Here is a 26,416-nt window from a genome sequence, read left to right as displayed (position 1 = left end):
TTCCGCCCTCCCCTTACTTTCAGAAAAACACATCCGCCGCGGAAATTGCCCGCGGTCCTTTGCCGGTGATCAGCACCAGATTGCCCTCGGCGTCGATGGTGTCGAAGGTGCCGGTGATCTCTTCGGTGCCGGTGCGGGCGGTGATGACCTCGCCCAGACGGGCTGCGTTTTTCAGCCAGTCCTCGCGGATCCGGGCGAACCCCAGCTTGGCCAGTTTCGCCTCCTGCGTAGCGTAGCAGTCGGCCAGCGTAGTCAGGAAATCCTCGGGCGCGATTTCGTCACCACCCTCGGCCATAAGACTGGTCGGCGCAAACGCGGCATCTTCCACGCCGTCCGGCACGTGGCGCAGGTTTACACCGACCCCGACCGCGAGCCAGTCGACGAAATGGCCGGTGCCGCTGCTTTCCAGAAGGATACCGGCGACCTTCTTGCCACCCAAAAGCACGTCGTTCGGCCATTTCAGGCCCAGCTTGTCCGGGCTGACGTGCATCGCCAGCGCCGCGAACAGCGCGTTGGCAGCCAGAAAGGAATGGCGTGCGGCCTCTTGCGCGGTGACGCCGGGCCTGCCGATCAGCGTGGCGGACAGGTTGCCCGGCGGGACGACCCACGGTTTGCCGCGTCTACCCCGTGCGTTGGTCTGGTGATGCGCCATGATCCATGTCGGGCGATCCAGCAACGGCAGGCGGCGCTGCGCCTCTGCCATGGTGCTGTCGACCTCGTCCAGGATCAGCCGGTCATAGCCTTCGGGCCACGGGGCGGCTGTCTCGTCAGTCGACAAGCGTTGCCGCCGCGGTTTCGGCCCAGGCCTCGACCCCGAAAAGGTTGATGCCCGGCAGCCAGCCGATGGCGATGATCGCCGCCGTCACGACCGCCGCGACCCAGAGCACCGGGTTCGATCTGCCGTCGAGGCCGTCGCGGTCTTCCCCGAAATAAACGTAGTAGACGATCCGCAGGTAATAGAACGCGCCGATCACCGAAGCGATCACACCGGCCACTGCAAGCCAGCCCAGCCCCGCATCATAGGCCGCGCGCAGCACGTAGAACTTGCCGAAGAAACCCAGCAGCGGCGGCACACCCGCCAGGCTGAACATCATAATCAGCACGACCAGCGCCATCAGCGGATTCTGCTTGGAATAGGATTGCAGTGCGGCGATGTCGGTCACAGGGCGGCCGTCTTTCTCCATCATCAGGATAAAGGCGAAGGTGCCGATGTTCATCGTCACGTAAATCGCCATGTAGATCAGCATCGCCTGCACGCCAAAGGCCGTACCTGCCGCAAGCCCCATCAGCGCGAACCCCATATGTGCGATGGAGGAATAGGCCATCAGACGCTTGATGTTGGTCTGGCCGATGGCGGCGATAGCCCCCAGGAACATCGACACGACCGACAGGAAAGCGACGATCTGCTGCCACTGGTCAGTGATCCCGCCGAAGGCATCATGCACGACGCGCGCGAACAGGGCCATTGCGGCGACCTTCGGCGCGGTCGCGAAGAAGGCCGTCACCGGCGTGGGAGAGCCCTCGTACACGTCGGGCGTCCACATATGGAACGGTGCCGCCGATACCTTGAATGCGAAACCCGCCAGCAGGAAGACCAGACCGAAGAGAAGACCCAGCGTCACTTCCGTCTGCACGGCGGCGATGACACCGGTGAAGAGCGTAGTGCCCGCGAACCCGTAGACCAGCGACGCGCCGTACAGCAACAGACCGGAGGACAGCGCGCCAAGCACGAAATACTTCAACCCGGCTTCGGTCGACTTCACGCTGTCGCGGCGCAGGGCGGCCACGACGTAAAGCGAAAGCGACTGCAGTTCCAGCCCCATATAAAGCACCATGAGGTCGCCCGCGCTGACCATCACCATCATGCCGACCACGGCGAGTGCCACGAGCAACGGGTATTCGAACCGCAAGAGGCCGCGCCGCTGCATGTAGTCCTGGCTCATCACCAGAATGGCGGCGGCGGAGACGAGGATCATGACCTTGGAGAACCGTGAAAAGCCGTCGCTGACGAACATCCCGTCAAAGGCGGTCTGGGTGCCGCCCTCGCCGAACCCGATGGTGACGGCAAGGAAGATGAAGAAACCCGCGGTCACCCATGTCAGGCGCGCGGCCATCAGATCCTTGGTGGTATAGACGGCCAGCATCAGCCCTAGCATCGCAAAGACCGACAGCTGGATTTCAGGCAGGATGATTTGGAGGTCAGCAGTCATCTGCACCGGTCCTTATTGCGAGGCGAGTTGGTTGGCCGCCTCATAGGCGGCGGTAGCGGTGTCGTACTGGCCGACGAGCGCGGCGACGCTTGGCCCGATGATGTCGAGTACCAGCGCCGGATAGACGCCCAGCAGCAGCGTCATCGCCACCAGCGGCGCGAAAATCAGCTTTTCGCGGCGCGTCATGTCGGTGATCGACTTCAGGCTTTCCTTGATCAGATCGCCCAGCACCACGCGGCGGTAAAGCCACAGCGCATAGGCCGCCGACAGGATCACGCCCGAGGTGGCGATGATCGCGACCCAGACGTTGACCTGGAAAATGCCCATCAGCGTCAGGAATTCACCGATGAACCCCGACGTGCCCGGCAAGCCGACGTTGGCCATGGTGAAGAACAGGAAGATCAGCGCATAGGCCGGCATCCGGTTCACGAGGCCGCCATAGGCGTCGATCTCGCGGGTGTGCATCCGGTCGTAGATCACGCCGACGCAAAGAAAGAGCGCGCCGGAGATGAAGCCGTGGGAGATCATCTGGAAGATCGCGCCGTCGATCCCTTGCTGGTTCACCGCAAAGATACCCATGGTGACGTAGCCCATGTGTGCCACCGACGAATAGGCGATCAGCTTTTTCATGTCCGCCTGCACCAGCGCCACCAGCGAGGTATAGACGATGGCGATGGCCGACAGCCACAGCACCAGCGGCCCCATCACCTCTGACCCGACGGGGAACATCGGCAGGGAGAACCGCAGGAAGCCGTAGCCGCCCATCTTCAGCAAGATCGCGGCCAGCACGACCGACCCGGCGGTCGGCGCCTGCACGTGCGCGTCAGGCAGCCAGGTGTGGACCGGCCACATCGGCATTTTCACCGCAAAGGAGGCGAAGAAGGCGATCCACATCAGGGTCTGCGCGCCGCCAATGATCTGCACGCCCAGCAGCGAAAAACTTTCCGATCCGAATTCATGAGCCATCAGGGTCGGGATGTCGGTGGTGCCCGCGTCGTTGAACATCGCCACCATCGCGACGAGCATCAGGACCGAGCCGAGGAAGGTGTAGAGGAAGAACTTGAACGACGCATAGATGCGGTTCGCCCCGCCCCAGATGCCGATGATCAGGAACATCGGGATCAGGCCGGCCTCGAAGAAGAGGTAGAAGAGCACGAGGTCTAGCGCCATGAAGACGCCCAGCATGAGCGTCTCGAGGATCAGGAACGCGATCATGTATTCCTTCACGCGGTTTTCCACGCTCCAGCAGGACGCGATCACCAGCGGCATCAGGAACGTCGTCAGCATCACGAAAAGGATCGAGATTCCGTCGACACCCATCTTGTATTGCAGGCCAAGCAGCCAGGGCCGTTCCTCGACCATCTGAAAGCCTGTGTCCGCAGGGTTGAATTGCGCCAGGATGAACAGCGACACCACGAAGGTCGCCGCAGTCGTCGCGAGCGCCACCCATTTGGCGTTGCGCTGGGCCGCCGCGTCATCGCCGCGCAGGAACAGCGCGAGGATCAGCGCGCCGATCAGCGGCATGAAGGTGGTGAGCGACAGAAGGTTGTCCATCAGTTCGCCCCCCCGGCCAGCGTGACCCATGTCAGAAGCACTGTTATCCCCAGAACCATCGCGAATGCGTAAGTGAACATATAACCCGACTGCGCCCGACCGGCGAGGCGGGTGAAGAACGGAATGATCCCCATCGCGACACCGTTGATCGTGCCGTCAATGGTCCTGGTGTCACCCTGCCGCCAGAAGATCCGGCCGATGGCAATCGCGGGGCGCACGAAGACAAAATCATACAGCTCGTCGAAGTACCATTTGTTGAGCAGAAAGTTGTAGAGCGGGCGCTGGTTCGCGGCCAGTTTGGCCGGCAGGTCGGGCCGCCGGATATACATCTGGTAGGCCAGCGCGAAACCGGCCAGCATCGCGATGAACGGCGACAGTTTGACCCAGACGGGAACGTTGTGCGCCTCGTGCAGGACATGGTTGTCGGGTGCCTTGAAGATCGCGCCCTGCCCCGGTTCGGCGGGCCAGGCCGTGCCGTGATCGTCGCCATGCGCGTCGCCGTGATCGCCTTCCGCCGCGTGGTCATCGGTGGCGTCGCCGTGATCGGCTTCGGTGTCGGTGGTGATTTCCTCGATCTCGGCAGCGTCGGCCGTACCGTCAACACCACCCTCGACCAGATCCTCGACCGCGCCGGTCGCGTCCTGCGCATGGGCGGGCGCGATCAGGGTAAAGCCTGCGGCATGATCGTCGTCGCCGGCCTTCGCCTCGATCACACCGAAGTATTCGCCGACATATTTGTCGCTGCCGAAAAACGGCTTGTAGAACACCATGCCCGAGAAGATCGCGCCGACGGCCAGCACCGCCAGCGGGATCAGCATGACATTGGGGCTTTCATGTGCGTGCTCGTGCGTGTGCTGGTCGCCACGCGGTGTGCCATAGAACGTCAGGAACATCAAACGCCAGCTGTAGAAACTGGTCATGCAGGCGGCGATGACGAGCATCCAGAAGGCATAGCCCGCATCGGCGGCGAAGGCGCTTTCGATGATGGCGTCCTTGGACACGAATCCGGCAAAACCAACAGGGAAGCCGATGTAGAGCAATGGAATGCCGACGCCGGTGATCGCAAGCGTGCCGATCATCATGGCCCAGAAGGTTTTGGGCAGCTTATGGCGCAGCCCGCCGTAGTTTCGCATGTCCTGTTCGTGGTGCATCCCGTGAATGACGGAGCCCGCCCCAAGGAACAGCATCGCCTTGAAGAACGCGTGCGTCAGCAGGTGGAACATCGCGACGGAATAGACACCGACACCGGCGGCCACGAACATATAGCCCAGCTGCGAACAGGTCGAATAGGCGATCACGCGCTTGATGTCGTTCTGCACGAGACCGACAGTGGCGGCGAAGAAAGCTGTGGACGCACCAAGGAACACGATGAACTGCTTGGCCTCGGGCGCGTATTCGAACACCGGCGACATCCGGCAGACGAGGAACACACCCGCCGTCACCATCGTCGCCGCGTGGATCAGGGCGGACACGGGTGTCGGGCCCTCCATCGCGTCGGGCAGCCAGGTGTGCAGGACAAGCTGCGCCGATTTACCCATCGCGCCGATGAACAGCAGGATGCCGATCAGGTTGGCGGCGTTGAACTCCAGCCCGATGAAACCCATCGTCTGCGTGGCAAGATCGGGGGCCGCGGCGAAGATGTCGTCGAACTTGATACTGTCGGTCATCATGAAGAGCGCGAAAATACCCAGCGCGAAACCGAAGTCGCCGACGCGGTTGACCACAAAGGCTTTGATCGCGGCGGCATTGGCGCTGGGTTTGCGGTAGTAGAAACCGATCAGCAGGTAGGAGGCGACGCCCACGCCTTCCCAGCCAAAGAACATCTGCACGAGGTTGTCCGCCGTCACCAGCATCAGCATGGCGAAGGTGAAGAACGAGAGGTATGCGAAGAAGCGGGCCTTGTAATGCTCGCCTTCCTTGAAGTTCTCGTCATGCGCCATGTAACCGAAGGAATAGAGGTGCACGAGCGCCGAAACGGTCGTGATCACGATCAGCATCGTGGCGGTCAGCCGGTCCATGCGGATCGCCCAGTCGGTCGACAGGCTGCCACTTTCGATCCAGCGCAGGATCTGGATGTTCTCGGTCACGCCGTCGAATGTCAGGAACACGACCCATGACAGGAAGGCGGCGAGGAACAGCAGCCCGGTGGTGACCCACTGCGCTGCCGTCTCGCCGATCAGTTTCCAGCCGAAACCGGCGATGATGGCACCGACAAGGGGGGCGAAAAGGATAATGGTTTCCATGGTCTTAAAGGCCCCCGCTCAAGCAGCTGCAAAGCTCTGCCGGAATTGTCGTGATTGTCGCCTGCTGCCAATCGCCAAGATTATAGCGTGCCGCAAGGTCTTCGAAGGTATAGGTTTCCGCGCTGGCCACGGCGGCGATCAGGCTCTGGTAGATCTCGCCGACCGGGCTCGACGAATTGTCAGTCGCGATCCGCAGCACTGTCCCGGACGAACAGCTTGCCAGCAGAACAAGGTCCTGTGTGGCATTGCCGCCGCGCGCGACGACGAAACCGCCGGTCAACGCCTCGGACTGCCAGTAGCCCGCGCCGTCCGCGCCCGTGCAGGTCGGTGCAACGACGATGGCCGACGCACCCGTCGCAAGGACGGACAGGCCGATGCCAAGCAGTGAGGAAAGCCCGCGCATCACGCCCTACCCCTTCATCACGTTGACGTCTTCGACGTCGATCGTGCCACGGTTGCGGAAGAAACAGACGAGGATCGCAAGGCCGATCGCGGCCTCGGCGGCGGCGACCGTCAGCACGAACAGCGTGAACACCTGCCCCACCAGATCGTTGAGAAAGCTGGAGAAGGCCACGAAGTTGATATTCACCGCCAGCAGCATCAATTCGATGCTCATCAGCAGGATGATCACGTTCTTGCGGTTCAGGAACAGCCCGAAGATGCCGATCACGAAAAGTGCCGCCGCAACCGCGAGATAGTGTTCTAGTCCGATCATATCCGTCCCTCCGGCAGGTCTGTGCCGCCGTTGTTATTTCTTTGCGTCTAGCGCAGCGCGAACCCGCCGCCGAAGACGACGACAGCGACCACGAGGATCACGACAAGTGTTGTTCTCGACATCTCAGATATCTCCTGCTTGGCGGTGTGTGTCATTTCGCGTGCTCATGCTCAATATCCCGCGTGATCGCAAGCGCAACGGCCAAGATCGTCCTGCCCGATGCGCGCACCGGCACCCAGCGGGGCGACGGCCTCGCCGAATTGGCGCAGGGTGTAGGTGGTTTCGCTGTAGAGCATGGTTTCGAACAGCCCGGCGGCCTCCTGTGCGGCGGCGTCGTTGTCCGGCAGAGCAATGATCAGGTAATTGTCACTGGCACAGTGCTGCAGCACCATTTGTGCGCCCCTGATCCCCCGGTGCGACGGGAAGGCCGTGAACGTCACCCAGCCATTGCTGACCGCATAGGGATATACCTCCAGCATGCCGACAAGGCCGGGCGCGGTCAGGCGCTGTCCTGCCGGGTCCCAATCGCAAAATGCAAGCGGTGGCTCTGCCGCAACGGGCGCGGCCATCAGGCCAAAGCATATGATCGCCGCAAGGCGCATCAGAGTCCCTGCCCCGGTTTCACGTCCCGCAGTTCCATCGCCTTAACCGGATCGCGGTGCATCTGGGCGATCACGTTCTGGCGCTTGATATCCACGCGGTGGCGCAGTGTCAGCACGATGGCTCCGATCATCGCCACCAGCAGGATCAGCCCGGCAAGCTGGAACAGGATGATGTATTTGTCGTAGATCAGCAGTCCCAGCGCACCGGTATTGTTGAATTCACTGACGGGTGCCGCAAGGTTTTCTGCCACGTTGTCGGCAAAGCCCCAGACCCCGAAAGCCAGCATCAGCTGCATCACGATGATGACACCGATCAGAAGTGCCAGCGGCAGGTATTTCGTCATCTCCGCCTTTAGTTCCGCGAAATCGACATCGAGCATCATGACGACAAACAAAAACAGCACCGCGACCGCGCCGACATAGACGATGATCAGCAGCATCGCGACAAATTCCGCACCCAGCAGCACGAACAGACCCGCCGAGGACAGGAACGCAAGGATCAGCCAGAGCACTGAATGCACCGGGTTGCGGCTGATCACGGTGAACAGCCCGCCGATCACGGTGGACATGGCAAATAGATAGAATGTGAACGCGGCTACGGTCATTTTGGTGCCCCTTCCAAGGTCTCGACGCGCGCTTCCACATGATGGACATGCCCGGCAAGCATCGTCAGCATGATCGCCAGACCATCGACTTTCTGGTCCACATCGCTGAGATCGGTCTTGATCGACGTAATGTCGGTTTTCATTTCGCCGATGTCCGCCCGTATCTCGCGCAATTGCTGCAGGATCAGGTTATCCACGTTCTCGCTCATGTCTCGGCATCCTTGTCCAGGACTTCCGTCGCCAGTTCCATCGCCTTGGTCATCGCGGGCACGCCGCCGAACAGGGCGGCCTGGGCGATGGTTTCGGCGACCTCCTGTTTGGTCGCCCCTGCCTCGACCGCATGGCGCACCGTCAGCCGCACCTGCGCCTCGGCCTGCGCGCCCATGATGGTCAGGCCCTGCAGGGTCAAGAGCAGCTTTGTCTTCGCATCGAGCCCTTCGGGATTCAGCCCCTTGCCCATGAAAGTTTCCATCATGTCCTTGGGCATGGTCGGGAACATATCCTCGAAGCCCTTGGGCGTGAAGGATTCCAGCGCGGGGTTCAACTGTTTGGCCATGTCCTGACCAAACTTCATCATCGCGGCGAAAGGGTTGTTGGCTTCGGTCATCTGTAGGGCGCATCCATTTCCAGGTTGCGGGCGATCTCCGCTTCCCAGCGGTCGCCGTTGTCGAGCAGCTTTTCCTTGTTGTAGTAGAGTTCCTCGCGCGTTTCCGTCGAAAACTCGAAATTCGGCCCTTCGACGATGGCATCAACCGGGCAGGCTTCCTGGCAGAAGCCGCAGTAAATACACTTCGTCATGTCGATGTCGTAGCGCGTGGTCCGCCTGCTGCCGTCGTCGCGCGGTTCGGCGTCGATGGTGATGGCCTGCGCGGGGCAGACCGCTTCGCACAGCTTGCATGCGATGCAGCGTTCCTCGCCGTTGGGATAGCGGCGCAGGGCGTGCTCGCCACGGAAACGCGGGGACAGCGGCCCCTTCTCGTGCGGGTAGTTCACGGTGGCCTTGGGGCTGAAAAAATACTTCATGCCAAGGCCAAAGCCTTTCCAGAAATCCATCAGCAGGAAATATTTGCCGGCGCGGGTATAGTCGAAAGTGCTCATTGGCAGTCTCCCCCTCGGATACAGTTCAGCACGGGTGCCGCGGCGTTGCGGGCATAGGCAGCGTCAAGCAGAGCCAGCCGCATCGGTTCGGCGAAGCGTTCGGTGAACGGCAGCGATACGCCGCCGACGATCACCGCACGCTCCTGATCGCCGATGAAGCAGTCGATCACACCGGTCAGGTTGTCCAGCACCGCGATGTCCTCATCCGCAAGCGCACGGTCCCTGTGCAGCGATTTCGCCACGTCGCGCGCGGTATCGGTGTAAAGCTGCAGGATGAAATCGGCGTCGAGGTCGCTCAATCGTTCTGCCGCCTGCGTGGCTTCCGGCGTGCCAAGGCTGCGGTAATGGCGGTCCAGTTCGGACGCCACCATCGTGCAGCCGCTTTGCGCCGCCGCCTGCTGCGTCAGGGTCATCGCACAAAGGATGGTGAGAAAACGCATCAGCCCCCCACAGCCCAGCGGGCCCAGAAGCCGCCGAACACCTCGAACTTGGCCAGGAACGCCACCAGCACGACCCAGGCCAGCGACAACGGCAGAAACACCTTCCAGCCGATGCGCATCAACTGGTCGTAGCGGTAGCGCGGGGTGATCGCCTTCACCATCGAGAACATGAAGAACACGGCGGCCATTTTCAGGACCATCCAGAACACACCGTCCGGCAGGAACGGCACCGGCGACAGCCAGCCGCCGAAGAACAGCAGGGCGACGAGGGCGCACATCAGCACCACGGCCATCAATTCGCCGATCATGAACAGCAGGAAGGGCGTGGACGAGTATTCCACCTGATAGCCGGCGACCAGTTCCGATTCCGCCTCCGGCAGGTCGAACGGCGGGCGGTTGGTTTCGGCCAGGGCACTGATAAAGAACAGGAACAGCATCGGGAAATGCGGGATGAAATACCAGTTCAGCAGGCCCCAATCACCATCCTGCGCGGCCACGATCGCACCGAAGTTCATCGACCCGGTCGAAATGATCACACCGATGATGATCAGACCCAGCGACACTTCGTAGGAGATCATCTGCGCGGCGGAGCGGAGTGAGCCAAGAAACGGATATTTGGAGTTCGACGCCCAGCCGCCCATGATCACGCCGTAGACTTCCAGCGAGGAGACGGCGAAGACGTAAAGGATCGCCACGTTGATGTCCGACACCACCCAGCCGTCGTTGAACGGGATCACCGCCCAGGCGATCACGGCCAGCACGAAAGAAATCATCGGAGCCAGGAAAAAGACCGATTTGTCGGCCCCCGCAGGGACGACGATTTCCTTGACGATGTATTTCAGGAAATCCGCGAACGACTGCAAAAGCCCGAAGGGCCCCACGATATTCGGCCCCTTGCGCATCTGCACGGCGGCCCAGATCTTGCGGTCGGCATACATCAGGAACGCGAGTGCGACGAGCAGCGGGATCAGCACCAGCAGACACTGACCGAGGATCAAAAGCACCATGCCGAGGTTCGTTTGGGTGAAAAACTCTATCATATCGGTCCCTTACACCGTCGGTATGCCGGCACGGCCACATTCGGCCACCGTCACTTCGGCGTCTATCGTTGCGTTCCCGCGCGGCAAGGCAGGCGAGATGGTGTAAACAGCATCTGCGGTCCAAAGACCAGAGTCCTCGGCGGCGGTAGTGCGCACCTGCCGCAGGAACCCATAACCCCGGATCAGCGTATATTGCGCCGCGGCGCATTTGGCATAGTCGATCACATCGGCCTGCCCGCGCGCGCCCGTCATCTGTACCCGGAAATTCACCAGATCGCCGTCGAGCAATCGGGTTTCCACACCGCGATACGACGGCACAAAGGGCGCGTCCTCGGGCGGCGGTGTCGTCCCGACGCAGCCCGCAAGGGCCGCCGCGCTTATGAGGACGGCGTTGCGCACCTATTCAGCGGCCATCGGCGGGTTCGCCCGCGCCTTGGCGTTGGCAGAAAGTTCCGCCATCAACTCGCTCGCGCGGGCGATCGGGTTGGTGAGCCAGAAGTCGGAAATCGCGTAGCGGAAATCGGCCTTGCCCATCGGCTTGGCCTCCAGCGGTTGCCAGTCGTTCTCAGGCACGGCGTCCATCACGCCCAGATGCGGATGCGCGGCGATCATGTCGCGCCGCAACTGCGCGAGGCTGTCGAAAGGCAGCGTGGCACCCAGTTCAGCCGACAGCGCGCGCAGGATCGCCCAGTTTTCCTTGGCCTCTCCCGGCGGGTGGCTGGCACGCAGGGCCAGTTGCGGGCGGCCTTCGGTATTCACGAAAACGCCGTTTTCCTCGGTATAGGCGGCGGCGGGCAGGATGATATCGGCGCGGTGCGCGCCCCGGTCACCGTGGCTGCCCTGATAGATCACGAACGGCCCTGCGGCGATGTCGATCTCGTCCGCGCCCAGGTTGTAGATCACCTCTGCCCCGTCGAGCGTGGCTTCCATGCCGCCCTCGGTCGTGGCACCCACGTCCATCGCGCCGACACGGCCAGCGGCGGTGTGCAGGACCATGAAATTCGACGTCCCGGCTTCGGCCATCTGCATCGCGGTGCCCAGCACGGCGGCACCGTCGGCCTCTGTCAGCGCGCCCTGCCCGATGATCATCACGCCCGGCACGCCATTCTTGTCGGAATGGTCCATATCCGCCAGTTTCTGCAGCGCCGCGCGGTCGGTGCCCATCTCGATCACGTCATAGGTCAGATCGACAGGCGCGCCGACCCGTGCGATCTTCGCGCCCTTGGTCCAGGCCTTGCGGATACGCGCGTTCAGCACCGGCGATTCCAGGCGCGGGTTGGTCCCAATCAGCATGATCATCTGCGCGTTTTCGATATCTTCCACGGTCGCCGTCCCGACATAGCCGGAGCGGTTGCCCGCGGGCAGCTTCGCACCATCGGTGCGGCATTCGACGTTCCCGCCTTGCTCCTCGATCATCGCTTTCAGCGCAAAAGCCGCCTCTGTCGGGGCCAGATCGCCGACAAGCCCCGCAACCTTCTTGCCCTTCATCGCGGCCGCAGCAGCACCCAAGGCCTCGCCCCAGCCCGCTTTGCGCAGCTTGCCATTCTCGCGGATATAGGGCGTATCCAGACGCTGACGGCGCAGCCCGTCCCAGACGAACCGCGTCTTGTCGGAAATCCATTCCTCGTTCACGCCGTCGTGGTTGCGCGGCAGGAAGCGCATGACTTCGCGGCCCTTTGTGTCCACGCGGATATTGGAGCCAAGCGCATCCATCACGTCGATGGATTCCGTCTTGGACAACTCCCACGGCCGCGCGGTAAACGCATAGGGTTTGGACACCAGCGCGCCCACCGGGCACAGGTCGATGATGTTGCCCTGCATGTTCGAATCGAGCGTCTCGCCCAGATAAGACGTGATTTCCGCATCCTCGCCACGGCCCGTCTGCCCCATCTGGTGAATGCCCGCGACCTCGGTGGTGAAGCGCACGCAGCGGGTGCAGGAAATGCAGCGGGTCATATGAGTTTCGACCAGCGGGCCGAGATCCAAGTCTTCGGTGGCACGCTTGGGTTCGCGGAAACGGGAAAAATCCACCCCGTAAGCCATCGCCTGATCCTGCAGGTCACACTCGCCGCCCTGATCGCAGATCGGGCAATCCAGCGGGTGATTGATCAGCAGGAATTCCATCACGCCCTCGCGGGCCTTCTTGACCATGGGGCTGTTGGTCTTGACCTGCGGCGCCTGACCCTCCGGACCCGGGCGCAGGTCCTTGACCTGCATGGCACAGGACGCGGCAGGCTTGGGCGGGCCGCCCACGACCTCTACCAGGCACATGCGGCAGTTGCCCGCGATGGTCAGCCGTTCGTGATAGCAGAAGCGCGGGATCTCGATGCCCGCGACCTCGCAGGCCTGGATCAGGGTCATCGCCCCGGGCACCTCGACCTCTTTTCCATCGATGACGACTTTTTTCAGATCGGACATGGCACGCCTTTTCGTTCCCGCAGTCGCACGGCCCCTGCGAAGGGGCGCGCGGCCTTTGTCACGGGTTTAACGGATGGGCGCAGGCGATGCCAGCCGGTAGCGCGATTTTTGAGTGCGTTTTTGACGCAGGCGCGCGGTGGCGGACCGGTCGACCGACGTGTCAGTAAAGCAATTGCCCGATGGCGCTTCCGGCGGCGATTTCTGCTTGTCCGACGGCGCAGTAGCTTGCCTCCTGCCCCGGCACGACGCCCTTCTCGGCCAGCCGGGCACGCGCGATGCCCTCCAGACGGTCCTGTTCGGCCTTGTCGTCGGTATAGGCGTCGATCTGCGCGGACGTAAAACCAAGTTCGAGCGCGCGGTTGCGCAGGCTGTTGAGATACCCCAGCCCACGGAATGTCCGGGCCGAGATGGAGCCGCATTTCTCGCTGATCTCATAGGCGCTGCCGACGGCGATCAGCCCTTCGCGGATTTCCGCGACATCGCGCAGGGCCGATTGCGCAGACGACGCGCCGGCCAGCATGGCGATGCCCATCGCGGCGGCGGTGATCAGGGTCGGGGTTTTCATGTGCTCTGCTCCTCGGTGCCGGGCGGTCACGCCGCCCTTCTGTCGTCTGACATCGGTCAGGCACGGCTGTTATTCAATATCCCCGCGGAAAATCGGGCAAAAGCCCGCCGGGCGGACCGCCTTATTGATCAGGCGTGATGCAACGATAGGAGAATGTGATCGCGTCAGGCGTGACGGTCGACACTTTGTCGATCATGTCGAAGCCATCGCAGACGTAAGCGGACGTGGCCAACGCTGCGGCGTCAAGATCGGTCAACGGGTCGCCGCCGACGCGGCGATAGACCACCGTGACCGGTGTGGCCGAGGTCGAAAGCGACAGGAACGAACCGTCGTCCAGCACGGCCGTCGTACTTTCGTAGAATTCGGGCGCGCCAAGACTGCGCGTCTCGGTCACCTGCGCCTCTTCGGCTATCACGCCTGCAGGCAAGGCAACTATGGCGATCAGGCCGGTCATCAGCAAACGCATGGCACATATCCTTTAGCTTAAGAATTTCCCGCGCAGTCTACGTGACGCCGCGCATGCGGGCCAAGTCGTGAAAACCAGACCCAAGCGGCGTCAGGCGCGGCGGCGCGTGCGCGACGGGCTGATCCCGCGCAATGCCTTGCGCAGAAAGGCCATCGTCATCAGCACACCGACCGCCACCAGACCCGCGACCGCGGCATAGGCCCAGACGGGTGCCGCGCCGGACTGGATCGCCTGGAAGGTGAACCAGGCCGGCACACCGCACAGGAAGACCGTCAGCACCGCGGCGACAAGGCTGACCGCTCCGTCGACGATCGGTTTCATGACGCGGCAGGCGCGCAGGCGTGTGTCTCGTGCATCCGCGCCTCCTTGACCCAGCCCCAGCCGAAGGCCTCGTCGCTGTCGCCATGCGCCTGACGATGGGCCAGTTTCGCGCGCGCCTCGTCCAGCGTGGGCCTATGCCCCTCCGGCACCCACCACATCACGAAATGCATGTCGCGCATATGCTCGAACCACTCCGCGCGGCGTTCGTAGAACTGCTTGTGGATCGTACCCCAGACGAATTTTTCAAGGTTCTCGACGCTGTCCCAGACTGTCAGGTTCGAAACGAATTGCGGATCGCCGTCCAGCTTGGCCTCTGTATTGCCGGTGCCCGGCTCGCCAGACCCTTCGGCCATCCACACGAATCCGGGCATCCGCTTTCCCAGCCCGTTGATCCGGTCGAGGTTCGCCATGAAGTCCGCGACCTGCGGGTCGTCGGTGGGCGTCAGCAGACGTCCAATATTGAGTTGTGCCAAATGCATGCGATCCGCTCCCTACGACATCAGTGCATCGTAACCAGCCCAAAGCGCATAGACAATCGCCGCGAGCATGAGCAACAGCGCCAGCACCGCGCGATACCGCCCATGGCCCAGCACGTAGACCAGCGCACCCTGCGCCAGCGCTGACAGGCCCAGCCCCATCAGGGCAAGCCCGCCGAAGAACGCCCACGCGCTTTCCCAATCGGTGAAGGTCGCGGCGTAGAACAATGCGCCGCCGATGATCACCGCGACGACGGCGATCCCGGCCAGCACGGGGTCGATTGCGCCGGGATCAGCCTCCTGTCGGTCATCGTCCCGCATTGGATCAGCCTCCGGACAGATATTGATAGCCGCTCATCACACCGCCCAGCAGGATCACCGCGCCAAAGATCAGCAGGAACCATTTGAACCCGATGGTCAGCGCGATGGCGGCCTCGAACAGGCTTTGGATGAACAGGTATCCGCCGATGATCACCAGCGCCAGCCCGACCCCGTTCAGCACCAGCACCGACCCAAAATAGGTCTCGCTGGCATAGATCAGCGCCAGTCCCGCGACAAAAGCCACGCCGAAGATCACGATCATCAGAACCGACTGCCGCACGTCGTCGCCGCGCTCCTGCGGCGACCGTTTGCGGGGCAATCGCATTACTCCGCGGCGACCGGCGTGCGTTTGTGCTTGATCCGGTCTTCGATCTCGTCGCGGAAATTGCGGATCAGGCCCTGGATCGGCCATGCGGCCGCATCACCCAACGCGCAGATCGTGTGGCCCTCGACCTGCTTGGTCACATCGAACAGCATGTCGATTTCAGCCGGGTCCGCATCGCCGCGCACCAACCGCTCCATCACCCGCATCATCCAGCCGGTGCCTTCGCGGCATGGCGTGCACTGCCCACAGCTTTCGTGCTTGTAGAATTTCGACAGCCGCCAGATCGCCTTGATGATGTCGGTGCTCTGATCCATCACGATCACCGCCGCCGTGCCAAGGCCGGACCCCAGTTCGCCGCGCAGGTAGTCGAAATCCATGATCGCGTCGCGCATCTTCTCGCCGCGCACGACCGGCACGGACGATCCGCCGGGGATCACGGCCTTGAGGTTGTCCCAGCCGCCGCGAATCCCGCCGCAATGTTTGTCGATCAGCTCCTCGAACGTGATCGACATCTCTTCCTCGACCACGCAGGGGTTGTTCACATGACCCGAGATCGCGAACAGCTTGGTGCCGACGTTGTTCGGACGGCCCATGCCCGCAAACCATGATCCGCCACGACGCAGGATCGTCGGCACCACGGCGATGGATTCCACGTTGTTCACGGTCGTGGGGCAGCCATATAGGCCTGCACCCGCAGGGAACGGCGGCTTCATCCGCGGCATCCCCTTCTTGCCTTCGAGGCTTTCCAGCAGCGCCGTTTCCTCGCCGCAGATATAGGCGCCCGCCCCGTGATGCAGATAGAGATCGAAATCCCAGCCAGAGCCTGCGGCATCGCGGCCCAGCAGACCGGCCTCGTAAGCCTCGTCGATGGCCGCCTGCAGCGCCTCTTTCTCGCGGATATACTCACCGCGGATGTAGATATAGCAGGCATGGGCGTTCATCGCGAAGCTGGCGATCAGGCACCCCTCGATCAGGGTGTGCGGATCGTGGCGCATGATCTCGCGGTCCTTGCAGGTGCCCGGCTCGGATTCGTCGGCGTTGACCACCAGATAGGCGGGCCGCCCGTCGCTTTCCTTGGGCATGAACGACCACTTCAGCCCGGTCGGGAAACCGGCACCGCCGCGCCCGCGCAATCCGCTGGCCTTCATCTCGTCCACGATCCAGTCACGGCCCTTGCCGATGATCCCGGCCGTGCCGTCCCAGTGACCGCGCTTTTTCGCGCCGTCCAGGGTGCGGTCGTGCATCCCGTAAAGGTTGGTGAAAATCCGGTCCTGATCTTTCAGCATCTGCTACCTTTCTGGGTCGTCGCTCCGGCGCGCGCGCCAGAGAAGATATGTCTGCCACAGCGCAAAGCCGAAACCGGCCAGCGCTGCAAGGTCAAATAACGCGCGCGTACGGTTGGACCAGCCCAACTGCCCGCCGGCATAGGTCGCCACGATCCAGAAGACACCCACACCAGCCATGAGCAGCGCCGTGCGCTGTCCGGCCTTGGCTGCGGATGTCTTGCCGGTCTGTGTCATGGGTCTGCCGGCGTCAGTAGACGCCGCCTTTCTTCACTTTGCTGGAAAATTCGGTCGCGCCGCCGGCGGCAAGAACCTTGGCCTGCGCGACCCAGTCGTCGCGGCTGACCCGGCCCTTGAACCCTTCGAGGTTCCGGTCGACCCAGGCCACTTCGGACGGTCCCCAGCTGGCGACCTGGTCGAAATGGAACACGCCCATCCGGTGCAGCATCCCTTCGAGCTTTGGCCCCACACCCTTGATCTGCTTGAGGTTGTCCGGCCCTCCGTCGCGCGCGGCACTCAGCAGTTCGGGCTTGTCCGCATCTGTCGCATCACTGCTTGCGGCAGCAGGTGCCGGCGCGGCTTTCGGTTCCGGCGCGGATGCTGCCTCCGGTTCAGGTGTCTCGGCCGCTTCCGGCGCGGGCGGTGCTTTCGGCGCGGGCGCATCGGTCGCTTTGGGTGCAGCGGGCGCCTTCGCCACGGGTGCGGCCTTAGGCTCCGGTGTGGATGCCGTCTCCGGCGCGTCGGACGCTGGTGTTGTCGCGGAGGCCGGCATGGTGGCCGCCGCCGGTGCGACTGACGCGTCGGCCTTGATCTCATCGGTCGCGGCAGCCTCTCCACCCGCCGAAAGACCGCCCGTCACGGGGCGCGGGCTGACGGGGGTCTGCGTCGCCCCACCGGCATGCGCCGAAGCGGAAGGTGATGACGGCATACCGCTTGCGCCTGCCGACGCATCGTAGGGTGCGCGCCAACCCAGCATCAGGATGATCGCCACGATCACCGCGACGATGATGCCGATCAGGAGGGCCGCGAAAAACCCGAAATCGAAACCCAGCCACGAGACCAGCAGGGCCGCCAGTCCGCAGATCGCCGCGACGGCGATCACGCCGGGGCTTGGTTGTGTCATATTGCTCATCTGTCGTCTCTCCCCCTTCCGGGACCGACACGGGGGGCGTGTCTGCACCGGCATGTTTCACAGACGGCTGCGGGGCACTGCGCCCGGTCAAGCCGCGATCGCACCATAACCACCTTTGTCCCCGCTTGATAAGGGATTTTCAGGTGCCGGTCCGCGACCGCGCCGTCATGCCTTCATCAACGCCTTGGCCTGGCCGATCCAGTCGTCGCGCTCGATCCGGCCCTTGAACTTCAAACGGCTGTCGACCCAGGCGACCTCTGCCGCGGTCCAGGCCGCGATCTGGTCGAAGTGCCAGAACCCCAGATCGTTCAAAACCCCTTCCAGCTTTGGCCCCACGCCGCTGATCCGCTTGAGGTCGTCGGCCCCACCCGCGCGCGGCGCGTCCAGCGTCGTCGGTGCCTCTTCGGCAACGCCGTCGGGCGATCCGGTCGCCGCCGTGGCGGTCTTCGTCGCCTTCTTCGCCTTCGCGGACGTCTTGGCTGCCGGTTTCGCCTTCGCGTCAGCCCCGGACGTCTGCGCGGCATCGGCATCCGCCGCCGTACTGCCGTCCTTGGCGGGATCGCGCTTCGACTGCGGCTTGGCGCGGGATTGGTCCTGGGCCTGCTGTTCGGTCACACCGGTGTCGTCCGCAGGCGCACCCTTGGCCGGGCGCGGCTCTTTCGCGTCGGCCTTCTTTTCCATAGTGGTGCGCGGCGCACCCTTCTTGGGCTTCGGCGGCGATTTGGTCTTCACGTCGCTGTCCTGCCATGGGGTCAGCAGCGGCACCTCCGTGCCGTCGATCCGTTTGACGGTATCGCCGATGTCGGTGGCAAGCTGAACGCTCGCATTATACTGCGTCTTGCCGCTGTCGTAGTCCTTGAGGCTGGTCAGCCCTTTCAGCGGCTCGGCGGCATAGCGCCCGTTCTGCGGACCGGGCACCGGCACCTTGCCCGCGGCCAGTTCGTCGATGATCTCGCCCATCCGCGCGGCGGTCAGGTCTTCATAGTAATCCTTGCCGATCTGGGCCATCGGCGCGTTCGCGCAGGACCCCAGGCATTCGACCTCCTCCCACGAGAATTTGCCGTCGGCGGAGAGTTCATGCGGCTTGTCCGCGATCTTCTCGCGGCAGACGGCGACCAGATCCTCGGCCCCGCAGATCATGCAAGACAGCGTGCCGCAAACCTGGATATGTGCAACGGACCCAACCGGTTGCAGCTGGAACATAAAGTAGAACGACGCCACTTCCAGCGCCCGGATATAGGCCAGATCGAGCATCTCGGCGACCTTTTCGATCGCGGGGCGGGTCAGCCAGCCTTCCTGCTCCTGCGCGCGCCACAACAACGGAATGATCGCCGAGGCCTGACGCCCCTCGGGGTATTTCGTCATCTGGGCCTCGGCCCATTTCAGGTTGTCCGGCGTGAAGGCAAAATCTTCCGGCTGGTTGTGGTAAAGTCTGCGCAGCATCAGCTCATTCCGGTCATCAGGGTGCCCGCCGACAGCGTGGCGAAAACGGCAAGGGGAGGAAGGTGCAGCGCCAGCCCGGACACGAAGAAGCCCGGAACGACGCCGATGATGGACATCGCGATCATATGCAGTTGGCCGACAGCACGCGGATTTCGCCGTCGCTGGCGACCTCCGCCTGACCCGCCGCTTCCAGTTCGGGCACGATCCGGCGCATGTCGTCCGCCGTGATCGAGGCACTGGTGAGAACCGCACCGACGTTGGCGGCGCTCAGCACACAGCCCTGCCCTTCGACAGCGCGCACGAAACGCTCTTTCGCGCTCAATTGCGGGGTGGCCGGGCGCGGCACGAGATCGGACACCGGCGCGATGTCGGCACAGGCGGCTGCACCGGCCAGGGCGCAAAAGGCGATAATTTTTCTCATGGTGCGATCTCCATCAAGATTGCGGCGATCTGGAAATTCAACTGACCGACCGGCATGACATATTCCAATATTCCCCAGGTGAACGCCAGCAGGGTCACCTGTCGATTTCACCGAACACCACGTCCATGGTGCCGATAATCGCGGCCACATCGGCCAGTTGATGCCCCGTCGCCAGATAGTCCATCGCCTGCAGGTGCAGGTAGCCCGGCGCGCGCAGCTTGGCGCGGTATGGCTTGTTGGTCCCGTCCGCCACCAGATAGACGCCGAATTCGCCCTTCGGGGCCTCGACGGCGGCATAGACTTCTCCGGCGGGCACGTGAAAGCCTTCGGTATAAAGTTTGAAGTGGTGGATCAGACTTTCCATATCCGTCTTCATCGCGTGGCGTGTCGGCGGGGTCATCTTGCCACGCGCCATCACGTCGCCGCGCTCAACGCGCAGCTTGTCGCAGCACTGCCGGATGATCGACGTGGATTGCCGCATTTCCTCCATCCGCACGAGATAGCGATCATAGCAGTCGCCGTTCTTGCCCACAGGGATCTGGAAGTCGAATTCATCATAGCATTCATAGGGCTGCGCGCGACGCAGGTCCCAGGCAAGACCGGACCCACGCACCATCACTCCGGAAAAGCCCCAGTCCTGAATGTCTTGTTCGCTTACCACACCGATATCGGCGTTACGCTGCTTGAAAATCCGGTTTTCCGTCAGCAGCCCGTCGATATCGTCGATGACCTTGGGGAATTCCTGCGCCCAGGTGTCGATATCCTCGACCAGTTGATCGGGCAGGTCCTGATGCACACCGCCGGGGCGGAAATAGGCCGCGTGCAGCCGCGCGCCGCAGGCCCGTTCATAGAACACCATCAGCTTCTCGCGTTCCTCGAACCCCCAGAGCGGCGGCGTCAGCGCGCCCACGTCCATCGCCTGCGTGGTGACGTTCAGCAGGTGCGACAGGATGCGGCCGATTTCGGAATATAGCACGCGGATCAACTGCGCGCGGCGCGGCACCTCGGTCCCGGTCAGCTTTTCGATGGCCAGACACCAGGCGTGTTCCTGATTCATCGGGGCCACGTAATCGAGCCGGTCCAGATAGGGCAGGTTCTGCAGATACGTCCGGCTTTCCATCAGCTTTTCAGTGCCGCGGTGCAGCAGCCCGATATGCGGATCGCACCGCTCGACGATTTCGCCGTCAAGCTCCAGCACGAGACGCAAAACACCATGCGCGGCAGGGTGTTGCGGGCCGAAGTTGATGTTGAAGTTGCGGATCTTCTGCTCGCCAGTCACCGCATCGGTGGACCCGTCGTCATATGTATTCGTGCGGATATCACCGTCCATCATTGTTTCAACTCTCCATGGCGTTTCAGGCGTTCAAACATGGTCACGGCAAATTGCGAGAACTTAGAGCCGACAAAAACTGCAAGTGTGCATCCAAGAACCATGCCGAACAGGCCGACTGCCGCCCCCAAGACGTCGGACAATTTGCCCAGTGATACCAACTGGGAAAACACATTTTGGGAAAAATCAACAGATAAGAAGACTAGCACAACTGCGATGACCAGCGATACTGCAGTCATAGTGACAGCAGCTCGAATTGCCCATCCGATTGTCGCAAATTCTTTGATTGGAATTACGAAACTAGCGAGCGCAATCCAAAAAACTGAAATCGGAGTAAAGAACTCAAGAAACATCACGAGGAAACTGCCGGTGAAACTCGAGTTCTCCATCACTTCGCCCCCTCCTCGGCCTTCTCGTCACCCGGAATGACGTATTGCGCGCCTTCCCAAGGGGACATGAAATCGAACTGGCGGTATTCCTGCACGAGGCTCACAGGCTCATAGACCACCCGCTTTTGCACCTCGTCATAACGGACCTCGGTATAGCCCGTCGTCGGAAAATCCTTGCGCAGCGGATAGCCGCGAAAGCCGTAGTCGGTGAGGATGCGGCGCAGGTCGGGATGGCCGGAAAAGAGGATGCCGAACATATCGAACACCTCGCGCTCGAACCAGTTGGCGGAGGGGTGCACGTCGATGATCGAGGGCACCATATCCTTTTCGCGTACTTCCGTGCGGATGCGGATGCGCTGGTTCTGGTACATCGACAGGAAGTGATAGACCACATCGAACCGCTTGGCCCGGCTGGGGTAATCGACCGCCGTGATGTCGACGAGAGAGTTGAACTGGCAGGTGCCGTCGGTCTTGAGAAACTCGACGAAGCCCACGAGGTTCGAGAGCGCCACCGTCACCGTCAATTCATGATGGGCCACGTCCCACGACAGCACGCAGTCGTTGCGCTTCATCTCGATATGGGTGCCGAGTTCTTGCAAGGCGTCAGTCATCGTCACACCCCCTAGCGGACAATCGTGCCGGTCCGGCGGATTTTGCGTTGCAGTTGCAGGATACCGTAAAGCAGCGCTTCAGCCGTCGGCGGGCAGCCGGGCACGTAGACATCCACGGGCACGATCCGGTCGCAGCCGCGCACCACCGAGTAGCTGTAGTGGTAATAGCCGCCGCCGTTGGCGCAGGACCCCATGGAGATCACGTAGCGCGGCTCCGGCATTTGGTCGTACACCTTGCGCAGCGCGGGGGCCATCTTGTTGGTCAGCGTGCCGGCCACGATCATCAGGTCGGACTGGCGCGGGGATGCGCGCGGTGCGGTGCCGAAACGCTCCAGATCGTAGCGCGGCATGGACGTGTGCATCATCTCTACCGCACAGCAGGCCAGCCCGAAAGTCATCCAGTGCAGCGACCCGGTGCGCGCCCAGTTGATCGCATCGGCGGTGGAGGTCACGAGGAACCCCTTGTCCTGCAACTCCTTGTTGAGAAGCTGGGTGCCGTGTTCCTTGTCCGCGCCCACCTGATTGCCGGTCATCACTCCCATTCGAGCGCCCCCTTTTTCCATTCATAGGCAAAGCCGATCGTCAGCACGCCAAGGAATACCATCATCGACCAGAACGCCGTCATGGAGATGTCCGCGAACGCCACCGCCCAGGGGAACAGGAACGCCACCTCAAGATCGAAGATGATGAACAGGATCGACACGAGGTAGAAGCGCACGTCGAATTTCATCCGCGCGTCGTCGAAGGCGTTGAACCCGCATTCATAGGCCGAGACCTTTTCGGGGTCCGGCGCGCGCACCGCGACAACGGCGGCCGCGAGGATCAGGATCAGGCCAAGCGCGATGGCGAGGCCCAGAAAGATCAGGATCGGCAGATATTCGGTGACGTTGAATTCCAAGGGCGGGTCCTTTCCCGAGTTTCGCACGCCGTTCGAACGCGGGCCACGCCGCACGTTGCAGGCTTTTCAGACACCTACCCCCGTGGCTTGGAGGGGTCAACGGGGGGCGGCGATTTGTGGCAGGCGAATTTGGCCGGTTCCGGCCGCAAGGTCAGCCAAACCCGACTTGTGGCAAACCGGTCGGCGCGGCATTTTGCCAGCGATCAGACCTTCGACCGAACAGGTGCCCCATGCCCGACACAGCCGCGTTCTGGAACCGCATCGCCGAAAAATACGCCCGCGACCCGGTCAGCGACCCCGCCAGCTATCGACACAAGCTGGACTATACCCGCGATCTGCTGACACCGGACGCGCGCGTGCTGGAAATCGCCTGCGGCACCGGCACCACCGCGCTGCATCACGCGCCGCACGCCGGGCACATCCTGGCGACCGACATATCAGAGGCGATGATCGCCATCGCCGAGGAAAAGCGCGTGGCGGCGGGTGCGGACAACGTGACCTTCCGCGTCGCCACGCTGGACGACATCGACTGCGGCGACGGCCCCTTCGACATGATCATGGCGCACAGCATCCTGCATCTGCTGGATGACGCGGGCAGCGCCCTGCGCCGTATGGCGGCGTTGCTGAAACCGGGTGGTCATGTCGTCAGTTCCACGCCCTCGATACCGTTCTACCTGCGCCCGCTGGCCGCCCTCAGCCCGCTGATCGCGAAAACCGGTGCGATGCCGCCGTTCCGCGCCCTGTCGCGGAGCAGGTTGATCCAACTGCACCGGGATGCGGGGCTGACCGTCACCTACGACTGGAAACCGGACAAGGGCATGGCGGTCTTTGTGGTGGCGCAAAAGCCCGAAGTCTGAGCGGACGACCCTATCAGTCGGCGATCACCGTCACGCTGTAGGCGGCATCTGTGCCCTGACCGACGACGATCAGCCCCACCTCGTCAGGGGCCGTGGCCGCCTGATCATAGCCGTAAAGGTTACCCTGCGCGCTGTCCGTCAGGCTGCTCACGTCCTGCGCCACGCCGTTGCGCGTCAGAGCGGCGGTGCCGCCACCGAACGTGGCACCGGTGATCGTCATTCCGGTCCGCGACACGACGCTGGTATCCGCGCCGACCGTCGTCGTCGCGGTCATGGAGACCGTCCCGCTTTGATAGTCGGCCGTCACGGTTGCGGGGAACGTCGAAACCTGGTTGAAGGTGCCACCTGTGTAGTTCACGCGCCCGACCGCCTCTCCGGAATAGATTACCGTTCCGGTCGACGGCACGTCGACAGGGTCGGTCGCGACACCCAGAAATCCAGAGTCCGACCGGTATCCGCCGGCCACAAGCTGACTTCCAAACTGGCTGGCAACGATATATTGCTGGCTGGCCGGGCGCACGTAGTCATAGATCCCGCTGAACCCCTGCCCGCCGATCATGGCCTCGTTCCGACTGAGCGGGTTTGCGTTCGGTGGCGTATCCTGCAGCGTACCGGCGTTGTCGGGGCCATCCGGATCGTTCAATGTCGCGCCGACGAACGGTCCGCCGCCCACCGTCATGGCGCGGGTGTCGTGGGTGATGGACCCGGTCATCGGCGAAATGCTGGCCGGCCGGATCGCATCCGACACAAGCGCACCCAACTGCTGTCCGACAAGCGGCGTCGTCACCGGCTCGATATTGGTGAAGGTGCGGTAGGTGATGTTGGAATTGGCAGAAGTGGTGCCGCCGCACCCCGCCAGAACGAAACAGACAGCCACGGGACAACTCATCGCGAAGCGGATGGTGTGCATGGGAATACTCCTTAAATATTCATATCGGGTAAATCTATGACACCCTGCACGGTCGATGATCTGCTGGCAACCCTCGGCGTTGCTCAGTCTTCGACGCGCATCCAATCCGGCTTGCGCTTGTCGAAGAACGCGCCGATGCCTTCCTGCGCCTCCGGGTCGGCCCAGCGGTCCATCAGCCGGGCGATGGACCGGTCGATCAGCGCGTCGTCGATGACTGGGCCAAGGCTGCGGGCGTAGGCCTTGGCGTCGGCCACCGCCCCCGGCGCGCAGGCCAGATAGGGCGTCACTTCGGCCTCCACCGCCGCGTCCAAAGCATCGGCGTCCACGACCTGCGCCACTATCCCCAGACGTTGCGCCTCGCCCGCGTCGAACACGCGGCCCGACATGAAAACGCGGCGTGCGTTCCCCTCGCCCATCCGCGCCAGGACATATGGCCCGATGGTCGCCGGGATCAGGCCCAGCTTCGTCTCGGTCAGCGCAAATTTCACCCCCGCCACCGCCACGACCGTATCGCAGACGCAGGCCATGCCGACGCCACCGCCAAAGGCGTTGCCGTGAATGCGCCCGATCAGCGGTTTCGGCAGCGTGTTCAGCGCCTGCAGCATCTCGGCCAGCTTGCGTGCCTCTACGGCACGTACCTCCGGCGTCGCCGCCATCTGGTCGCGCATCCAGCCCAGATCGCCTCCGGCGCAAAATGTCTTGCCGTCTGCTGCCAGTACCACCACCCGCACTGCGTCATCAATGCCAAGCCGTTGCGCCGCTTGTGTGACTTCGGCGATCATCTGCGCCGACAACGCGTTGTGCTTGTCGGCCCGCGCGAACGTCAGTGTCGCCACGCCCCGCGAGTCCGTCTCGATCCGTATCAGGCTCATGTCCCGCTCCCCCGCATTTGCTGCGCCATATCAGCCGCTTGCGCGATCACATCCCGGTCGACACCGTGGTCGAAACCCGCCGCATCCAGCATCGCCAGCACCGCTTCCGTCGCCACGTTCCCCGGTGCACCGGGTGCATAGGGACAGCCGCCAAGGCCGCCGACCGCACTGTCGAAATGCCGCAGCCCCAGATCGAGCGATGCGCGGATATTGTCGAGCGCCTGCCCTCCGGTATCGTGGAAGTGTCCGGCCAACTGATCCGCCGGGGCAACATCCAGCACCGCACGCAGCATTGCCGTGACCCGTTCCGGCGTGCCTTTGCCGATGGTATCACCCAGCGACACCTGCATCGGGGCCAGCGCGCGCAGCCGCCCGACCGCCCCTGCCACCGCCGCGGGCGCCACTGGCCCGTCATAGGGGCAATCGGTGACGCAGGACACATAGCCGCGTACCCGCACGCCCGCCGCCCATGCAGCCGCAACCACGGGTGCCGCACGCTCTACGCTTTCGGCGATGGTGCAATTCAGATTGGCGCGGCTGAACCCTTCAGAGGCGGAGATGAATACCGCCACCTCGAAGGGGCCGTCGGCGAAGGGCACAAACCCCTCCCACCCGCGCATGTTCGGCACGAGCACGCCATAGGTCACCCCTTCCGCCAGCTGCATCGCGCGCAGCACATCCGGCGTATCGGCCATCTGCGGCACCCACTTGGGGCTGACGAACGACCCCACCTCGATATCGCGCAGCCCGCTTTGTGACAGAAGGTCGATCAGCGCGACCTTGGCACCGGTCCCGATCACGCCGGGTTCGTTCTGCAGGCCGTCGCGGGGTCCGACCTCATGGATATGCACCACATCAGCCATGGGGTTTT

Annotated in this window: 35 protein-coding genes; 1 reads left to right on the top strand and 34 read right to left on the bottom strand. The window is 63.0% G+C overall.

The genetic code is table 11. The features are described 5' to 3' along the window. Positions 1–19 precede the first annotated feature (19 nt). From AC04PH_RS07415 to AC04PH_RS07265, 31 genes are all read right to left on the bottom strand, one after another. The gene (locus AC04PH_RS07415; protein WP_483065105.1) at positions 20–778 is read right to left on the bottom strand and encodes a biotin--[acetyl-CoA-carboxylase] ligase; all 759 of its coding nucleotides are present in this window, start codon (positions 776–778) and stop codon (positions 20–22) included. After that, the gene (nuoN, locus tag AC04PH_RS07410; RefSeq protein WP_483065104.1) at positions 768–2,210 is read right to left on the bottom strand and encodes an NADH-quinone oxidoreductase subunit NuoN; all 1,443 of its coding nucleotides are present in this window, start codon (positions 2,208–2,210) and stop codon (positions 768–770) included. Before nuoN ends, AC04PH_RS07415 begins: the two co-directional genes overlap by 11 nt. Positions 2,211–2,222: 12 nt before the next feature. After that, positions 2,223–3,764 (bottom strand): NADH-quinone oxidoreductase subunit M, encoded by a 1,542-nt coding sequence (locus tag AC04PH_RS07405; protein WP_483065103.1) that lies wholly within the window; start codon positions 3,762–3,764, stop codon positions 2,223–2,225. Beyond that, the gene (nuoL, locus tag AC04PH_RS07400) at positions 3,764–6,007 is read right to left on the bottom strand and encodes an NADH-quinone oxidoreductase subunit L (protein ID WP_483065102.1); all 2,244 of its coding nucleotides are present in this window, start codon (positions 6,005–6,007) and stop codon (positions 3,764–3,766) included. Before nuoL ends, AC04PH_RS07405 begins: the two co-directional genes overlap by 1 nt. A gap of 4 nt (positions 6,008–6,011) precedes the next feature. Continuing rightward, entirely contained in the window at positions 6,012–6,410 is a 399-nt protein-coding gene (locus AC04PH_RS07395) for a hypothetical protein (protein WP_483065101.1), read from the bottom strand. 6 nt (positions 6,411–6,416) lie between these two features. Next, on the bottom strand, positions 6,417–6,722 hold the full coding sequence (nuoK, locus tag AC04PH_RS07390; RefSeq protein WP_483065100.1) for an NADH-quinone oxidoreductase subunit NuoK: 306 nt from the start codon (positions 6,720–6,722) through the stop codon (positions 6,417–6,419). 170 nt (positions 6,723–6,892) lie between these two features. Continuing rightward, on the bottom strand, positions 6,893–7,291 hold the full coding sequence (locus AC04PH_RS07385) for a hypothetical protein (protein WP_483065098.1): 399 nt from the start codon (positions 7,289–7,291) through the stop codon (positions 6,893–6,895). 32 nt (positions 7,292–7,323) lie between these two features. Further along, positions 7,324–7,929 (bottom strand): NADH-quinone oxidoreductase subunit J, encoded by a 606-nt coding sequence (locus AC04PH_RS07380; protein WP_483065097.1) that lies wholly within the window; start codon positions 7,927–7,929, stop codon positions 7,324–7,326. After that, entirely contained in the window at positions 7,926–8,138 is a 213-nt protein-coding gene (locus AC04PH_RS07375; protein WP_483065096.1) for a hypothetical protein, read from the bottom strand. The genes AC04PH_RS07380 and AC04PH_RS07375 overlap by 4 nt, the downstream gene beginning before the upstream one ends. Continuing rightward, entirely contained in the window at positions 8,135–8,536 is a 402-nt protein-coding gene (locus AC04PH_RS07370; protein ID WP_483065095.1) for a carboxymuconolactone decarboxylase family protein, read from the bottom strand. Before AC04PH_RS07370 ends, AC04PH_RS07375 begins: the two co-directional genes overlap by 4 nt. After that, the gene (gene nuoI, locus AC04PH_RS07365) at positions 8,533–9,027 is read right to left on the bottom strand and encodes an NADH-quinone oxidoreductase subunit NuoI (protein WP_483065094.1); all 495 of its coding nucleotides are present in this window, start codon (positions 9,025–9,027) and stop codon (positions 8,533–8,535) included. Before nuoI ends, AC04PH_RS07370 begins: the two co-directional genes overlap by 4 nt. Continuing rightward, a complete protein-coding gene (locus AC04PH_RS07360) occupies positions 9,024–9,467 on the bottom strand; it encodes a hypothetical protein (RefSeq protein ID WP_483065093.1) in 444 nt (147 codons plus the stop codon). Before AC04PH_RS07360 ends, nuoI begins: the two co-directional genes overlap by 4 nt. Further along, positions 9,467–10,507, bottom strand: coding sequence for an NADH-quinone oxidoreductase subunit NuoH (gene nuoH, locus AC04PH_RS07355; protein WP_483065092.1), 1,041 nt, complete (start codon positions 10,505–10,507; stop codon positions 9,467–9,469). The genes AC04PH_RS07360 and nuoH overlap by 1 nt, the downstream gene beginning before the upstream one ends. A 9-nt stretch (positions 10,508–10,516) precedes the next feature. Further along, positions 10,517–10,906, bottom strand: coding sequence for a hypothetical protein (locus tag AC04PH_RS07350; protein WP_483065091.1), 390 nt, complete (start codon positions 10,904–10,906; stop codon positions 10,517–10,519). Then, positions 10,907–12,925 carry an NADH-quinone oxidoreductase subunit NuoG gene (nuoG, locus tag AC04PH_RS07345; protein WP_483065090.1) on the bottom strand — a complete coding sequence of 673 codons (2,019 nt, stop codon included), beginning with the start codon at positions 12,923–12,925 and terminating at the stop codon, positions 10,907–10,909. A gap of 160 nt (positions 12,926–13,085) precedes the next feature. Further along, positions 13,086–13,490 (bottom strand): DUF5333 domain-containing protein, encoded by a 405-nt coding sequence (locus tag AC04PH_RS07340; RefSeq protein WP_483065089.1) that lies wholly within the window; start codon positions 13,488–13,490, stop codon positions 13,086–13,088. 121 nt (positions 13,491–13,611) lie between these two features. Then, positions 13,612–13,956: a hypothetical protein gene (locus AC04PH_RS07335; RefSeq protein WP_483065088.1), complete on the bottom strand. Its 345-nt coding sequence runs from the start codon at positions 13,954–13,956 to the stop codon at positions 13,612–13,614. A 90-nt stretch (positions 13,957–14,046) separates the two neighbouring features. Further along, positions 14,047–14,277: a hypothetical protein gene (locus tag AC04PH_RS07330; protein WP_483065087.1), complete on the bottom strand. Its 231-nt coding sequence runs from the start codon at positions 14,275–14,277 to the stop codon at positions 14,047–14,049. Further along, a complete protein-coding gene (locus AC04PH_RS07325) occupies positions 14,274–14,756 on the bottom strand; it encodes a DUF3291 domain-containing protein (protein WP_483065086.1) in 483 nt (160 codons plus the stop codon). The genes AC04PH_RS07330 and AC04PH_RS07325 overlap by 4 nt, the downstream gene beginning before the upstream one ends. Before the next feature lie 12 nt (positions 14,757–14,768). After that, positions 14,769–15,074 carry a hypothetical protein gene (locus tag AC04PH_RS07320; RefSeq protein WP_483065085.1) on the bottom strand — a complete coding sequence of 102 codons (306 nt, stop codon included), beginning with the start codon at positions 15,072–15,074 and terminating at the stop codon, positions 14,769–14,771. Between the two features lie 4 nt (positions 15,075–15,078). Then, on the bottom strand, positions 15,079–15,393 hold the full coding sequence (locus tag AC04PH_RS07315) for a hypothetical protein (RefSeq protein ID WP_483065084.1): 315 nt from the start codon (positions 15,391–15,393) through the stop codon (positions 15,079–15,081). A gap of 5 nt (positions 15,394–15,398) precedes the next feature. Next, a complete protein-coding gene (nuoF, locus tag AC04PH_RS07310) occupies positions 15,399–16,685 on the bottom strand; it encodes an NADH-quinone oxidoreductase subunit NuoF (RefSeq protein WP_483065083.1) in 1,287 nt (428 codons plus the stop codon). A gap of 3 nt (positions 16,686–16,688) precedes the next feature. After that, on the bottom strand, positions 16,689–16,919 hold the full coding sequence (locus tag AC04PH_RS07305; RefSeq protein ID WP_483065082.1) for a DUF5337 domain-containing protein: 231 nt from the start codon (positions 16,917–16,919) through the stop codon (positions 16,689–16,691). Between the two features lie 13 nt (positions 16,920–16,932). Continuing rightward, entirely contained in the window at positions 16,933–17,805 is an 873-nt protein-coding gene (locus AC04PH_RS07300) for an NADH:quinone oxidoreductase (protein WP_483065081.1), read from the bottom strand. A gap of 174 nt (positions 17,806–17,979) precedes the next feature. Next, entirely contained in the window at positions 17,980–19,257 is a 1,278-nt protein-coding gene (gene nuoE / locus AC04PH_RS07295; protein WP_483065080.1) for an NADH-quinone oxidoreductase subunit NuoE, read from the bottom strand. A 121-nt stretch (positions 19,258–19,378) separates the two neighbouring features. After that, a complete protein-coding gene (locus AC04PH_RS07290; protein WP_483065079.1) occupies positions 19,379–19,678 on the bottom strand; it encodes a hypothetical protein in 300 nt (99 codons plus the stop codon). 94 nt (positions 19,679–19,772) lie between these two features. Then, complete coding sequence (locus tag AC04PH_RS07285) at positions 19,773–21,011, bottom strand: NADH-quinone oxidoreductase subunit D (RefSeq protein WP_483065078.1); 1,239 nt, start codon at positions 21,009–21,011, stop codon at positions 19,773–19,775. Further along, positions 21,008–21,397 carry a hypothetical protein gene (locus AC04PH_RS07280; protein ID WP_483065077.1) on the bottom strand — a complete coding sequence of 130 codons (390 nt, stop codon included), beginning with the start codon at positions 21,395–21,397 and terminating at the stop codon, positions 21,008–21,010. Before AC04PH_RS07280 ends, AC04PH_RS07285 begins: the two co-directional genes overlap by 4 nt. Beyond that, positions 21,397–22,008, bottom strand: coding sequence for an NADH-quinone oxidoreductase subunit C (locus AC04PH_RS07275; RefSeq protein WP_483065076.1), 612 nt, complete (start codon positions 22,006–22,008; stop codon positions 21,397–21,399). The genes AC04PH_RS07280 and AC04PH_RS07275 overlap by 1 nt, the downstream gene beginning before the upstream one ends. Before the next feature lie 11 nt (positions 22,009–22,019). Continuing rightward, positions 22,020–22,550, bottom strand: a complete 531-nt coding sequence (locus AC04PH_RS07270) for a NuoB/complex I 20 kDa subunit family protein (protein WP_483065075.1) — start codon at positions 22,548–22,550, stop codon at positions 22,020–22,022. Next, a complete protein-coding gene (locus AC04PH_RS07265) occupies positions 22,541–22,906 on the bottom strand; it encodes an NADH-quinone oxidoreductase subunit A (protein ID WP_483065074.1) in 366 nt (121 codons plus the stop codon). Before AC04PH_RS07265 ends, AC04PH_RS07270 begins: the two co-directional genes overlap by 10 nt. 230 nt (positions 22,907–23,136) lie before the next feature. Here AC04PH_RS07265 and AC04PH_RS07260 point away from each other — a divergent pair, with 230 nt between their 5' ends. After that, positions 23,137–23,763, top strand: coding sequence for a class I SAM-dependent methyltransferase (locus AC04PH_RS07260; protein WP_483065073.1), 627 nt, complete (start codon positions 23,137–23,139; stop codon positions 23,761–23,763). 13 nt (positions 23,764–23,776) lie between these two features. Here the strand turns inward: AC04PH_RS07260 and AC04PH_RS07255 are convergent, their stop codons facing one another. The 3 genes from AC04PH_RS07255 to AC04PH_RS07245 form a co-directional block, all read right to left on the bottom strand. Further along, complete coding sequence (locus AC04PH_RS07255; protein ID WP_483065072.1) at positions 23,777–24,673, bottom strand: hypothetical protein; 897 nt, start codon at positions 24,671–24,673, stop codon at positions 23,777–23,779. 83 nt (positions 24,674–24,756) lie between these two features. Beyond that, positions 24,757–25,545 (bottom strand): crotonase/enoyl-CoA hydratase family protein, encoded by a 789-nt coding sequence (locus tag AC04PH_RS07250; protein ID WP_483065071.1) that lies wholly within the window; start codon positions 25,543–25,545, stop codon positions 24,757–24,759. Continuing rightward, complete coding sequence (locus AC04PH_RS07245) at positions 25,542–26,408, bottom strand: hydroxymethylglutaryl-CoA lyase (protein WP_483065070.1); 867 nt, start codon at positions 26,406–26,408, stop codon at positions 25,542–25,544. Before AC04PH_RS07245 ends, AC04PH_RS07250 begins: the two co-directional genes overlap by 4 nt. Positions 26,409–26,416: the final 8 nt, after the last annotated feature.

This window comes from Yoonia sp. KMU-150 (assembly GCF_056858355.1).
This window is presented reverse-complemented; position numbering and strand designations above follow the sequence as displayed.